Annotated in this window: 8 protein-coding genes; 6 read left to right on the top strand and 2 right to left on the bottom strand. The window is 35.7% G+C overall.

Annotated features, from left to right (window positions below; all coding sequences use genetic code 11):
• The first annotated feature begins 29 nt into the window (after positions 1 to 29).
• Positions 30 to 1,652 (top strand): RagB/SusD family nutrient uptake outer membrane protein, encoded by a 1,623-nt coding sequence (locus tag OQ292_RS34660; RefSeq protein ID WP_284688874.1) that lies wholly within the window; start codon positions 30 to 32, stop codon positions 1,650 to 1,652.
• A 206-nt stretch (positions 1,653 to 1,858) separates the two neighbouring features.
• On the opposite strand, the gene OQ292_RS34655 is transcribed toward OQ292_RS34660, so the two are convergent.
• The gene (locus tag OQ292_RS34655; protein WP_284688873.1) at positions 1,859 to 2,572 is read right to left on the bottom strand and encodes a FadR/GntR family transcriptional regulator; all 714 of its coding nucleotides are present in this window, start codon (positions 2,570 to 2,572) and stop codon (positions 1,859 to 1,861) included.
• A gap of 117 nt (positions 2,573 to 2,689) precedes the next feature.
• Here OQ292_RS34655 and OQ292_RS34650 point away from each other — a divergent pair, with 117 nt between their 5' ends.
• The 5 genes from OQ292_RS34650 (at position 2,690) to OQ292_RS34630 (ending at position 12,783) form a co-directional block, all read left to right on the top strand.
• Complete coding sequence (locus OQ292_RS34650) at positions 2,690 to 4,120, top strand: glycoside hydrolase family 28 protein (protein WP_284688872.1); 1,431 nt, start codon at positions 2,690 to 2,692, stop codon at positions 4,118 to 4,120.
• Positions 4,114 to 6,303 (top strand): sodium:solute symporter family protein, encoded by a 2,190-nt coding sequence (locus OQ292_RS34645; protein ID WP_284688871.1) that lies wholly within the window; start codon positions 4,114 to 4,116, stop codon positions 6,301 to 6,303. The genes OQ292_RS34650 and OQ292_RS34645 overlap by 7 nt, the downstream gene beginning before the upstream one ends.
• Before the next feature lie 601 nt (positions 6,304 to 6,904).
• Entirely contained in the window at positions 6,905 to 8,071 is a 1,167-nt protein-coding gene (locus OQ292_RS34640; protein WP_284688870.1) for an efflux RND transporter periplasmic adaptor subunit, read from the top strand.
• A gap of 78 nt (positions 8,072 to 8,149) precedes the next feature.
• Positions 8,150 to 11,320 carry an efflux RND transporter permease subunit gene (locus tag OQ292_RS34635; protein WP_284688869.1) on the top strand — a complete coding sequence of 1,057 codons (3,171 nt, stop codon included), beginning with the start codon at positions 8,150 to 8,152 and terminating at the stop codon, positions 11,318 to 11,320.
• Between the two features lie 17 nt (positions 11,321 to 11,337).
• A complete protein-coding gene (locus OQ292_RS34630; RefSeq protein ID WP_284688868.1) occupies positions 11,338 to 12,783 on the top strand; it encodes an efflux transporter outer membrane subunit in 1,446 nt (481 codons plus the stop codon).
• 67 nt (positions 12,784 to 12,850) lie between these two features.
• On the opposite strand, the gene OQ292_RS34625 is transcribed toward OQ292_RS34630, so the two are convergent.
• The gene (locus OQ292_RS34625) at positions 12,851 to 13,897 is read right to left on the bottom strand and encodes a nucleoside hydrolase-like domain-containing protein (protein ID WP_284688867.1); all 1,047 of its coding nucleotides are present in this window, start codon (positions 13,895 to 13,897) and stop codon (positions 12,851 to 12,853) included.
• Between the last annotated feature and the right edge of the window lie 131 nt (positions 13,898 to 14,028).

Raw genomic sequence — 14,028 nt, 5'->3', positions numbered from 1 at the left:
TTTATCCTAAATTAAAAATATTTGAGAAAATGAAATTGATTAAATATACATCAACTTTAATATTATTGATAGCAGGATTAACTTTTACATCTTGTGAAGATTTTCTAGAAGAAGAAAACTATACTGCTATCACTATAGAGACTGCTAATACCGATTCAGAAACTTTCGATCAGTTATTAGCATACGTGTACGAAATCTCAAGAGAGAATACAACTAGATACGTAGCAGATATGTATTACGTATTCGAAGATTTGGGAACTGATGTAGTAACCAGAGGTGGTTCTATTACAGGTACAGACGAGATAAACGATTATGTAAATGTAAATCCTTCAACTTACGCATACCAAGTGTATTGGGGAAATCAATATGCGATTATTTCTGCAGCAAATGTTTTAATAGACAATGCAGAAACAATTGAAGGTGTAAGCGAAACTACTAAAACTACTGGCGTAGGTGAAGCGAAGTTTTTTAGAGCATGGTCTTACTTTAAATTGGCAGAAAATTACGGTGGAGTGCCATTGGTACTTAATCAGGTAACAACAGCAGTAACAGACTTTTCTAGAAACACAGAAGAAGAAGTTTACACACAAATTGTAACTGATTTAGAAGATGCATTAGCAAGCGTAGCAGATGATCCAAGTGAATACGGAAAAGTATCTAAAGATGCTGTTAGATTTTTGATGTCTAAAGTGTTATTAACAAGAGCATACAAATCTTTTGGTTCAAGTTCAGATTTTACTGAAGCAGCATCACTAGCAGAAACCATTATCAGCAGCTATTCTTTAGTGGGTACATTCGAAGATTTAGTAGATGTTGGCAACCAAAGAAACTCAGAAGTAGTTTTTGCTTATTTATTCGGAGATAATTCTGTAAGTAGAGGTTGGGGTAACTCTCGCCATATGATGTACAAATTCAGATACTTCGATTATCCGGGAATGACTCGTGGCGATAACTACCAAAAAGGTTTAGGGCCAGCTTTAACTCCGTTCTACTATTCACTTTTCACAGAAGAAGACGAAAGAGCAGAAGCAACTTACAGAAGAGTAATCTATGCTGAAGAAGACTCAGAAGATGGAACTATCTTAGCAGGAGACACAGCGATTTTCTTCCCTAAAGTAGCTTGGAGCGATAGTGAGATTGCAGCAGTTCCTTATGCAGTAATTAATCCAGATGATTATTTCGCAAATGATGGTACTACTGAAGTACATTATCCAATGTTTAAAAAATTCGATAATCCGGGAGTGCCATTTACACAACCAGATCAGTCTTCTCAAGGTACCAGAGATATGGTGATGATGAGAGCAGGAGAGGCGTATTTGATAGCAGCAGAAGCATACTTGCAATTAGGAAATGCTTCTTCAGCAGCAGAAAAAATCAATACAATAAGATCGAGAGCTGGCATTAGCACAGCAATTACAGAAAGTGATGTAGATATTGATTTTATCTTAGATGAGAGAGCAAGAGAATTAACTGGTGAAGCTAACCGTTGGATGGACCTTAAAAGAACTAGCAAATTGATTGAGCGTACTTTGGCGCATAATCCACATGCTGCTTTAAATAATTCTTTAACAGACAAACATTATTTAAGGCCAATTCCTCAAACTGAGATTGATATTACCAATGGTACCATCACTCAGAATACAGGGTATTAATAAAAAATTAGCTTAGAGTTGAACTTTTACCTTCCGGAAAATTAAAAAACCGGGAGGTAATTCTAAGGAATAAGACCGCTATGAAAAAGTATTAAAACCTGAAAAGGGATACTTATTAAGTAGAATCTATTGTAACACAAAGAGCTTATAATTTGTGTATGCTTAGCGTTAAGTGAAGAGAGAGAGTTAGTGTATTCCAGTTGTATTTAACAACCTGTAGACAATCTGGAATAGTGAGGTGTTAAGTGTTCGCGCATGTTTTCTCTAAATAGATCTGGTGTTCCATTTCTTAGTGTTTCTACAAGATCGAAATGAGAAACATTTCCTTTTTCAGGTTTCTTTTCTAGTTTGGCTTCTTCTTCCATCATGTAATTGAATATTGGTAACAACATATTTTGAAACCGTTTTAAAGTATCATTGCCAGACATCTCATAAAGTTTGGAATGAAACTCTATTTCGTAGTTAAGTCTTACTTTTAAAGAACTAGTTTTGGGATCATCAGCTTCTTTTTTGGCTACTTGTTCAAGCTCATCAATATCTTTTGGTGTGCAACGAGCAAACAGTAAATCTCCCATTCCAACTTCTAATACAAGTCGAAGTTCAAATATATCTTTCATGGCATTTGCCCCTAAGATATTCGGAGACATTACTCTTTCAACACCACTAAAAAGATCTGGTTCGGTAAGTATCATACCTTTTCTCTTTTTAGATTCTATCATCCCCAGCATTCTTAGTCTGCTTAATGCTTCACGAATAATATTTCGACTTACTCCTAAGTCTTCAGCAAGTTCCATCTCTTTTGGTAATGCATCACCCGCAGAAAAATTATTTTGCCTGAGGTATTCTATAAGAGTGGTTTCTACTTGGTCTGCTAAAGAAGTTTGTCGAATCGGTTTTAACTTTTTGTGTTGGTTACTCACGATAAATTTTTATTTTAATGTAATAGTGTCTTTATACAAACATACGACAAGTTTATTATTAATTTTTGTTATGCTTTGTATATTTGTTACTATGTACTTATGCCCTACATATTTCTTATGGTAATATACAATATTTTAGATTTCGGAGCAACAGGGAACGGGCAAATTGATGATGCCAAAGCAATACAACAAGCAATAGACGAATGTTCTAATGCTGGAGGAGGAAGAGTTGTAGTTCCCGCAGGAAAAACCTTTTTAACAGGACCTTTTGATTTAAAATCCAACATAGAATTTTATGTTCAAACAGGAGCGATATTAAAAGCCAACCCTGATGAAAATGTTTATTTAGAGAGTGCCTTTAGAGAAAACAAAGGCGAAGGAACTATCTGGATAGGTGGTAAAGATATTGAAATGGTTTCTATTGCTGGTGGTGGTATTATAGATGGGAATGGAGTAGCGTTTATGGGAGAAGATTTAGTGCATTCCTATGAGCTTAAACCATTTGACATAGTAGATCCCCGACCTCATATGATTACATTTATCGGAGGGAACAATATAAAAATTAGAGATATCACATTAAAAAACGCAGCTTACTGGACACTCCACTTGGTGGGTTGTAACGATGTTTCTATCTCTGATATGACACTATTAAATAGCCTAAAAGTTCGTAATAGTGATGGTATCGATCTAGACCACAGTAAAAATGTAAGAATTAGCAATTGCCATATAGAATCTGGTGATGATTGCATCTGTTTCAAAAACAGAAGAGAATATGCCGAATATGGTGCTTGCGAAAATATTACAGTAACTGGTTGCACACTAATCTCTACTTCTTGTGCTATTAAAATTGGTTCAGAAAACATGGATCGCATCAGCCATATTACTTTTATAAACTGTATAATCAGAAATAGTAATCGCGGAGTGGGTATACAGCACAGAGATGAGGGAGAAGTTTCAGATATTGTTTTTTCTAATATGCTTATAGAGTGTCGACTCTTTTCTGATGTTTGGTGGGGTAAAGCAGAGCCTATTTATATTACGGCATTTCCAAGATCAACAGAAAACCATAAAGATGCGGGTTGGAGACTACCACAAGGAAAGAAAAATGGAAGTGTAGGAAAGATAAAAAATATCACTTTTAGTAATATCCGTTGCAAAAGTGAAAATGGAATTATTGTAGCTGGCGAAACTCCCGACAAGGTTTCTAATATCCGATTTAACGATGTTGACCTCGATATTAATAAAACTACTCAATACGAAGGCGGCTTATACGATTGCAGACCTTGCGAAGGAGAAGGAATGATTGAGGGGAGTACTTATGGATTCTTCTTTAGCAAAGCACGCAATGTTTTTGTAAGCAACTGTTTTGTGAATTGGGGAGATAACAAACCTGAATATTACCGCGAAGCATTAAAAAGTGAAGCTGTTGACCGGCTAACAATAGAGAACTTTGAAGGCAACGCCGCATTTCCAGAAAAATATAAAGCAATTGAAATTACTGAGACAAATTCAGTATTACAACGTGAATCTAAGAGGGAAAAATGTTAGGACTTTCTATAGCAGATGTTATTGTATTAGTCCTTTATTTTGGTGTAATCGTATATATTGGTATTAGAGCCAGTCTAAAAATAAAGGATAAAGAAGATTATTTTTTAGGAGGAAGAAAATTTGGTAAGCTAACTTCAACTTTTGCCAGTTTTGGGCAAGCCACTTCGGCAGATGGCCCAACAGGAGTAGCCACTACCACTTTTAATAATGGTGCAAGTGGTATTTGGAGTTCTTTACTCATGCTATTTGCAACACCAGTTTTCTGGATAACCTCTCCTTGGTTACGGCGGTTGAGAATCTTAACCATGGGAGATTTTTATACTGAAAGATATGGCTCTAAAAAAATGGCAGCAACTTACGCATTGGTTGCTACTATTGGTATGATGGGTTTACTTTCTGTGGGTTATATAGCAGTTACTAAAACCACCATGGCCATTACTGCCAAAGCTGACAATGAGCTAACTGTGACTGAAAGAGAAGAAAAGCAACTAGCCAAAGAACTCTTTACATTAGAAAGTAGAGATTTTGCGAGTCTCTCTACAGGAGACAAAGAGCGACTTTCAGAATTGAGAACTCTCAACCCAAATAGTCTTTTTTCGCATGTAAATGAAAATGTAATTATTTGGAGTATCTGTCTAATCGTGCTAGTGTATACAGCATTAGGTGGTTTAGAAGCAGCTTTTTATACAGATATGCTGCAAGGGATTTTCATTATTATACTTTCCTTTATAATGATTCCCTTTGCTTGGGCAAGTATTAATAATGTGTTTGGTGGTTCAGGCGCTTTACAAGCTTTAAATCATTTACATAATCAACTACCCGAAAACTTTTTTGAGGTGTTCGGTTCTCCGGTTACCATAGATTTTACTTGGTATTACATTATTGCAGCAGCAGTTGTTTCTAGTGTTACAGTTGTAACTCAGCCTAACCAATTGGTGACTGCCGGAGCTGCTAAAGATGAGATTTCTGCCAGAGTAGGTTTTGTTACTGGTACCTTTATGAAAAGGGTAGTAACAATAATGTGGGGAGTTTTAGGGCTTTCTGCTATACTATTATATAAAGATACCATTACAGATTCCGACTTGGTTTGGGGCTTTGCTACAAAAGAGCTATTAGGTTCTATGGGAATTGGCTTGGTGGGCTTAATGCTTGCAAGTATGATGGCGGCTTTAATGTCTACAGCAGACTGTTTAATGATTACCGTATCTGGTCTTATTGTAAATAATTTATATAGACCACTTGCTAACATAGATTCAGAGAGACATTATATATGGGTTGGTAGAATTGCAGGTGGAGTTTATTTGGTGGGAGCAGCTTTAATTACTACTCAGTTTGATGGCATCTTGCAAGTACTCAAATTCATTTGGGAGTTCTTTGTAATTTTTGCCGCAGCTTTTTGGTTGGGCTTAAAATGGAGAAGAGCGAATGTGTATGGTGCTTGGGCATCTATTGTTGGCACATTCTCTATTTTCTACCTCATTCCATTGTTGCTTCCAATACTCTTCACTCAACTCAGAACCAACGATTATCTATTAAAACAAACGAATATTCCTCCAATTGAAAGGGTTTATACAGCCAAAGTAATGGATGTTGAGCAGAGGGCAAATCAGATAATAGAATGGGAGAATGCAAGTGAAATTGCTAAACAATCTATGACTAAACCAGCAGCCATTGCAGTTGGTGAAAAAATAACCAAGCAATTTGCAGTACCTCAAAGATCCATATTCTGGTCTAAAGGTATTAAGAAAGACGATTCCGGTAATGCATTTGGCAGTGGTTATCTATATCTGGAAATGATTGTGTTAGACAAATTAGGTTTCAATTTAGCGTCTAATCCTTATGCACTTAATGAGACAGTAAGGTTACTTATTAGATTGTCTTTTCCATTTAGCATTTTAATGCTCATTTCATTGCTTACTCAAAGAGATGATGCCAAACTACTCAATCGTTTTTATAGAAAAATGCGTACTCGGGTAGGAATAAACGGAGCAAAAGAAGAAGCTAAAAGTATAGGATTAGAAACTGCTGATGATAAAGCGGGAGAAAATACATTGATTTTTAAAGACTCAGATTGGGAGTTTTATAAATGGAATAAAGAAGACTCACTAGGTTTTGCAGTGTCTTGGCTAGTGGTCTTGTTTATTCTAGGATTGCTATATCTAGTAGTAAGCGTAGGATCGTAGATTTTCATTTCAATATTATTAATTATATGATTCGTTAAACAGGCTACCTTATATAAGGCTAGCCTGTTTCTATTATATAAGTAGATTATTTTTTACCTAAAATAGATTTTTTGTGGAACTATAAAATGTTATTTTCGCTTTTAGTTATAATTATTTCAGGCAAGCACCTCAAGTTTATTCAGCACCAAACAAGCAATTTAGGTTTATAAATATCCTCTTTAGGTGTAAAAAAATCCTCTTTTAGTAAATAAGGCATAACATATTTACAATATTTTATATACATTTAGACGTTGGCTTTTAAAAGCTTAATGTGTGTCAAATTATTACTCATCTACTTTTTGTTTCCAGTTTTAATAACTGATCCTTCCTGAATGTTTCTGGAATTTACCCAGAAGTCTACAAAGTGTGATATTTCTTCAAATTTGATTCCCCAAGTTGGGGATAATTTCTACACATTGTATCTATATTTATATCAAAGCAATTTTACATAACGCTCTGTATACCAGTATATTATACTTAATGTATTGCATATATGTATGTTGGCATTAAATTTTCCCAATGGGTAGACTGTTAATGGATTTCATTAATTTATAATTTTCTGATGAAACACTACCAATTAAAAGAGCTTATGTACAAGTTACCATTTTTTATCAAGTCACCATTTTTAGTATTAGGCCTATTTTTATTTATAGTTATAGGTTGTAAAGAAAAAGAAGAAGTTGACACTGGACTGGCATTACCTGTCAAGAAATTAGCAGGACAATCAGCAGCAAACACTTTCCAATATTTAGGATCAGTTGAAGGAATCGAAGATGTTGAAATTCGTCCTCAGGTAGATGGAATCTTAGAAGAAATTTATGTGGATGAAGGAGACTTTGTTGAGAAAGGACAACCTTTATTCAAAATTAATTCACAACCTTATATCGAAGATTTAAAAAATGCACGTGCCAACGTAGCATTAGAGAGCGCAAGGCTTAAAAAGAGTAAAACAGAGCTAGATCGTTTACAACCACTTATAGATAATGAAGTAATCTCTGATGTTAAGAAGAAAACAGCAGAAGCAGATTACGAAATTGCTGAAGCATCTTTAGCAAAAGCGCAAGCAATCGAAGCTAACATGCAAATTAAATTGGGCTTTACTACTATTAAAGCGCCAGTAAGTGGATTTATCGGTCGTATCCCAAAATCTGTTGGTAACGTAATTAAAAATACTAATTCTGAACCGCTAACAATTCTGTCTAATGTAAGCAAAGTATATGTATACTTCTCAATGAGTGAGTCTGACTATCTTTACTATGAGAGACTGAAAAATGATTCTACATCAAAGAAATTCAGCTCAGATGTAAAGCTCATTCTGGCAGATGGATACGTGTATGACCACCCAGGTAGAATTGATGCTAACTCTGGTCAACTTAACAGAAACACAGGTTCAATTACACTTCGTGCAGTATTTAACAACCCTGATACATTACTAAGATCTGGTAATACAGGTAAAATACTTATGGAGCAAATCTATCCAAATGCTATCCTTATACCTCAGAGTGCCGCAATTTCAATTCAGGACAAAAAGTTTGTTTTTATTTTAGATGAAAACGATATGACAGTTCGTAAGGAAATTGGAATTGAAGGAAGATCTGGAAAAGATTACATAATCAGCAATAAGAGTTTGTCTGAAAATGACAGAATCGTTGTATCCGGATTGAATAAACTTACTGATGGTGTAAAAATCAATCCTATCCAGAGCGGAAGGCTATTAACAGGAAATTAAAACATCCTGTTGCCTTTTCATGTTACATGTAAAAATAAGCCATGTAAGTAGCTCTGATATTACTTACAACAATCAACTATGTTAGAAAAAATTATCTCAAGACCAGTCTTGACACTGGTTATCTCTATACTATTGGTTCTAGCGGGAGCTGTTAGTATGACTACGCTACCTGTAGAACGTTTTCCTGAAATCGCCCCTCCAAGTGTTAGTGTGCAGGTATACTATCCTGGAGGTAACGCTGAAACTGTCGCAAAATCTGTTTTATTGCCTATAGAAGAAGCAATAAACGGTACTGAGAACATGACTTACGCTAACTCTACGGCTACTAACTCTGGTCGTGGTAGAGTAACTGTATATTTTAAGCCGGGTACAGACCCCAACACTGCAGCGGTAGAAATTCAAAACCGTATTTCCAGTGTAACCCAGCAAATTCCACCAGAAGTAACTGCTTCAGGTATCCAAGTAATGAAAAGGATGAAAGGTAGTATCATGACCATCAACATCTTTAGTGAAAACGGGGTGTATGATGAAACCTTTCTAAATGCTTATACACGTATTAATGTTAGAAGAGAGCTAAAAAGGGTAGAAGGTCTGGCAGAAGCAAGTATTCTTCGATCTAGAGACTACGCCATGAGAATCTGGCTAGATCCAAACAAGCTAGCATTGTATGAGCTCACACCAAAAGATGTTTACAATCAGATATTAGATCAAAACTTTGAAGCTGCACCGGGTAAGTTTGGTGAAAACTCCGATGAGCTTTTCGAAATTGTTTTGAAACACGAAGGTCGTTTTGATGAGGACGAAGAATACGGAAATTTAGTAGTTAAGGCAGATAAAACGGGTTCTTTACTTCACTTAAGAGATGTAGCAAGAATCGAATTTGGTGCAGATAACTATACCAGTGAAAATAGACTAGATGGCAAGCCAGCGGTAACCATAGATATTGTGCAGTTGAGTGGTGCAAATGCCGTAGAAATTGACAAGAGAGTTCGTGAAATTCTCGAAGAGCAAGCTAAGGTTTTTCCCGATGGCATGGATTACGAAATCTCATACAGTGTAAGAGATCAGATTGACCAGTCTATGCACCAAGTGGTTCAAACACTTTTTGAAGCATTTTTTCTTGTGTTCTTGGTTGTGTTTATTTTCTTGCAGAGTTTCAGAATTACATTTATTACAGCTGTTAGTATCCCGATTTCATTGGTAGGTACCTTCTTCTTTTTAAGTTTGGTTGGTGTCTCAATGAACGTACTTAGTATGTTCTCGCTGGTACTTTCGATAGGTATTGTGGTGGATAACGCTATTGTGGTTATGGAAGCCATCCACGAAAAGATGACGCACCATAAAATGCCTGCTAAAGAAGCTGTAAAAGCAGCTATGAGTGAGATTACCGGTGCAATTATTTCAATTACCATTGTAATTGCAGCTGTGTTCCTTCCGATTGGTTTTATGGAAGGTCCGGTAGGTATTTTCTACAAAGAGTTTGCTTATACCATTATTTTTGCGGTTCTTATCTCAGCGGTAAACGCACTTACATTAGGCCCTGTACTTACAAGATTGTTCTTTAAAGATAGAGGTGATAAAGTTCGTAAAACGCCAGGTTTTGTAGGTAAAATTACAGAAAACAGCGTAGTGCAAAAAGTAAAGAGATCAAGAGAAAGAGGATTAGAAAAATTCGACGATCTTTTCGAAAGAACTACTAAGAAATACATTTCAATGGTGAAATGGAGTATTCATAATAAGTGGTTATCACTTTTAGGTCTTGTATTAGTATTTGTTGCTACAGGCTACCTTATGAGCTCCACACCAAGTGGATTTATCCCTACGGAAGATGATAACTTCTTGATTATGTCATTAAGAATGCCGGAAGGTTCATCATTACACAGAACCAATGAAGCATTAAGAAAAGCAGATTCTATCCTTCAAGTAGAAGCACCAGTTGCAGCAGTAAACACAGTATCTGGTTTTAATGTGGTAGATAATGCAAACAGTCCTTCTTCTGGTATGGCATACATCAAGTTGAAAGATGGGCCTGAAAGGGGAGATGTTCAAAAGATTGACGAAGTTGTGAAGATGCTAACCGAACGTCTTTTACAGATTGATGGAGCAAGTATCAACGTATATCCGAGACCAACAGTACAAGGTTTTGGTGACTTTGATGGTGTGCAGGTAATGTTGCAAGATAGAACTGGTGGTGATCTTGGAGAGTTTGGTCAGATGGTGAACGAGTTTATTGCTCAAGTATCTCAGCAGACCGAAGTCGAAAATGCATTTACATCATTTAACCCTAATTACCCACAATCTAAATTGGTAATCGATTATGAGAAAGCAAAAAGTTTAGGTGTGAGTATTAAAGATATGATGTTTACCATCAAATCATATTTCGGACGTACACAATCTGGAGATTTTAACAGATTTAGCCGTCAGTATGGTGTGTTTATGCAGGCTGATATTCAGTTTAGAGAGCAGCCAAAAGAGTTTAATAACATCTTCGTGAAAAATGATGAAGGTAAAATGGTTCCGATTAATACCATTGTAAAGTTGGAACAAGCATTTGGACCTGAAACATTAAACAGATACAACCTGTACAATGCAGCAAAAATCAACGTAACCCCAGCAAAAGGTTATAGTACTGGTGATGTAATAAATTTAATAGAAGAGTTAGCAGATAGCAGACTACCAGCAAGTTTAAGCTACGAGTGGACAAGTATGAGTTTGGAAGAAAAGAACTCTGGTGGTGAATCTACTATTATTTTCATTATGAGTATTATTTTGGTGTACTTTATTCTTGCCGCACAGTATGAGAGTTTTTGGTTACCATTAGCCGTAATACTTTCTATACCAACGGGTATTGTTGGAGTATTCTTAGCCATCAAAATAGCGGGAATCGAAAACAACACTTATGTGCAGGTAGGTATCATCATGTTAATTGGATTATTGGCAAAGAATGCAATTCTAATTGTAGAATTTGCCGCACAAAAGAGAAGGGCAGGAATGCCGGTACTAGAAGCTGTAACAGAAGCTAGTGCGCTTCGTCTAAGGTCAATTGTTATGACCTCATTGGCCTTTACTGTGGGATTAATTCCACTGATGTTTGCGCATGGCGCTTCAGCACAGGGTAATAAATCTGTAAGTATTGGTACAGCAGGGGGGATGCTTTCTGGAATTATATTGGGTGTTTTAATTATCCCGGTATTGGCATACATATTCCAGAGTTTGCAAGATAAATTTAGTATGGAATTTAACGATTGACCAAGAAAATTAGCAAAATGAAATATACTGGAAATATATTTATAATAATACTTCTGACACTTGTTGGATGTAAAATACATGAACCCTATAATCGACCGAGTTTCAAAGAACCTGCTAATTTTTATGGTTCAAAAAATAACTCTGGAGAAGATTCTATTAGCTTAGCTGAAACCAATTGGAAAGATTTTTTTAGTGATTCAATTTTGATTTCACTAATCGATACAGCATTAAAGAATAACATCGATCTTCAAATAGCAGATGAATATATAGAAATAGGTGTATCGCGACTGAAACAGTCTAAAGCCAATTATTTGCCTTCTGTAACAGCGGCACCATTTAAATATAGAAGAGATCTCTATTCAGAGAATTATAACAACTATGGTTCTAATCGTTCAAGAACCTTTTATGATGGAGAAACAGCACCAACTTCTTTATATACAGAAAGGATGGAGTATGAATCATCAATCGATCTTAGTTGGGAAATAGACATTTGGGGTAAGTTAAAATCTTTAAAGAAAGCTAGCTTAAGCTCATATTTAAAATCAATTGAGTTTCAGAAAGCAGTGCGTACATCATTGATCGCTGAAATAGCTACTACTTACTCAAATTTGATATTACTCGAATCGCAAATAGAAGTTTTTAAAGGAAACTTATCTCTGAGTGATAGTACACTTCGTATGGTTGAGTTACAGTACGATGCTGGTGAGGTAACATCTCTAGCGGTAAAACAAACTCAGTCTCAAAAGTTAAGAGCACAAACCTTAATTCCTCAATTAGAGAGAGAGTATTTCAAACAAGAAAATAGGCTGAATCGCTTAATAGGCCGTTACCCAGAAAGCATAGCTACAGAAGAGTTAGATTGGGATATGCACGAAGGTGATTATGTGGCGGGTATGCCATTAGAGCTTATCAGAAATAGACCAGATGTGGCAGCGGCTGAGTTTTCTTTGCAGGAAAGTTATGCTAGAGTAGGTATAGCTAATGCAATGCGATATCCTTCAATCAGTTTGGGTGCAAGTGTCGGTTTAAATTCTTTTGAATTAGAAAAATTGTTAAATCCGGCAGGTTCAGGTTTTCTCTTACTTAACGGAATGGTTTTTCAACCGATTTTCCAAAAGAGAAAGCTAAGAACAAACTACGAGATAGCTCTTTCTGATAAAAAAATTGCAGAACTAGAATTTAAGGATAAATTCCTCCAAGCAATTAATGAGGTTTCTGATGCTTTAGTAGCTATTGAGAAATTGGAAGAAGAGTATGAATTAGCACAAGAAAGGGTAACAGCTGCGCGTAATTCAGTTAAAGATGCTTCACTATTATTCCGAAGTGGTTTGGCAAATTACCTTGAGGTTCTTACCGCTCAAAGTGAGGCACTAGATAGTGAACTAAACTTAGAAGATGTAAAAATGCAGATTTTTGCTGCCAATGTAGAACTTTACAGAAGTCTTGGTGGTGGTTGGAGATAAGCATTAAATAATAAAAATATATTAAAATAAACCTCAACAATTCATTTGTTGAGGCTTATTTTTTTGATCATTTTTCATACAATGTTTTCATCTTCAATCGAAATGAATTGTACATATCTTCCCGATGATCCATCAAACTGTTTACTCTATTAGTATAAACAATGTCTTGTATTTCCCATGAATTGCAAGGGTCTTTATAATCCCAATATTTTGTACCAGCTGCATCGATCCAATAGTTTGGATGCTCTTGAGGAAATGGTTTTACAAATTTGCCGCCCCAAGTAAATTGTGCGGGATCATTATGATCAATTTCTTCTAATAAATAAAGTAGTGTAGGAGTATCTCCAGCTCTAAAATAATGTGCCCATTCTTGCTCTTGTACAACCTCCCAAATATGATATCCTAAGTTTCCATTTTCTTTAATTTCGTCAAGAAATTTTCTAGGCTGATCATCTTCAAACATTCCATTGTAAGCCCAGTCATTTTCAATCCACCAAAGGTTCTTAAATCTGCTATCGTTAAAAATAGTATCGCGTCCGGCTCCATTCCAGTTATTATCTACACAATACGTCTCCACTTTGGCATTTTGCTCACTATCTGGGTTTTGCGCCATTTTGTTTGTGGCAATGGTCAATAATCTGATTTTATCGGCAATTTCTGGAGCTTTTAATAATGCCTCTTTTACGGTGTTCATATTTCCCCAAGCCAAAATATACAAAGGTCTCTTGTCTTCTTTTTTTGCCAGAGTAATAATTTGGTTAATGGCATCTAAGTTATTTTGCGCCAATTTGTTTCTGATTGAATCTGGATTTGGGTAATCGTATTTGGCAAAGTTAAACTCAGGGTTCAGAAAATCTTTTTCGTAAGCATCAATAGCTTGGTTGGTGGCTTCAATTCCTTTTCCTATCCATAAATCTGGTATAATAGCTTCAATATCAACCTGATCTGCATACATGAGCAAATGTGCCATCGACTGTTTATCGTCGGGATCACCACCAATGTTGTTTATATCAGTAGTTACAATTACTCTCGGATTGTTGTGTTTTGCTGGTCTGTTATTTGAACTGCAAGCTATTGTTAAGCTTAAGCCCAAAAAGATAAAAATGTTTTTCATTCAGTAATTTAAATCAATCAATATTCAATAAAAATGAAGCTTTAAAAGTAGACGATCTTTGTAAATAATTGAGTGGTAAATATGAAAAAGAAATAAAAAAGCCCTTACAACAATCGCAGGGCATTTAGAAG

The organism is Chondrinema litorale, assembly GCF_026250525.1.
Lineage (GTDB): Bacteria > Bacteroidota > Bacteroidia > Cytophagales > Flammeovirgaceae > Chondrinema > Chondrinema litorale.
Note: the sequence above shows the minus strand (reverse complement) of the source record. Positions and strands in the feature narration are given on the sequence as shown.

Coding starts and splice junctions, on each gene's coding strand:
- OQ292_RS34660 (WP_284688874.1), top strand. CDS start 30: ATGAAATTGATTAAATATACATCAACTTTAATATTATTGATAGCAGGA.
- OQ292_RS34650 (WP_284688872.1), top strand. CDS start 2,690: ATGGTAATATACAATATTTTAGATTTCGGAGCAACAGGGAACGGGCAA.
- OQ292_RS34645 (WP_284688871.1), top strand. CDS start 4,114: ATGTTAGGACTTTCTATAGCAGATGTTATTGTATTAGTCCTTTATTTT.
- OQ292_RS34640 (WP_284688870.1), top strand. CDS start 6,905: ATGAAACACTACCAATTAAAAGAGCTTATGTACAAGTTACCATTTTTT.
- OQ292_RS34635 (WP_284688869.1), top strand. CDS start 8,150: ATGTTAGAAAAAATTATCTCAAGACCAGTCTTGACACTGGTTATCTCT.
- OQ292_RS34630 (WP_284688868.1), top strand. CDS start 11,338: ATGAAATATACTGGAAATATATTTATAATAATACTTCTGACACTTGTT.
- OQ292_RS34625 (WP_284688867.1), bottom strand. CDS start 13,897: ATGAAAAACATTTTTATCTTTTTGGGCTTAAGCTTAACAATAGCTTGC.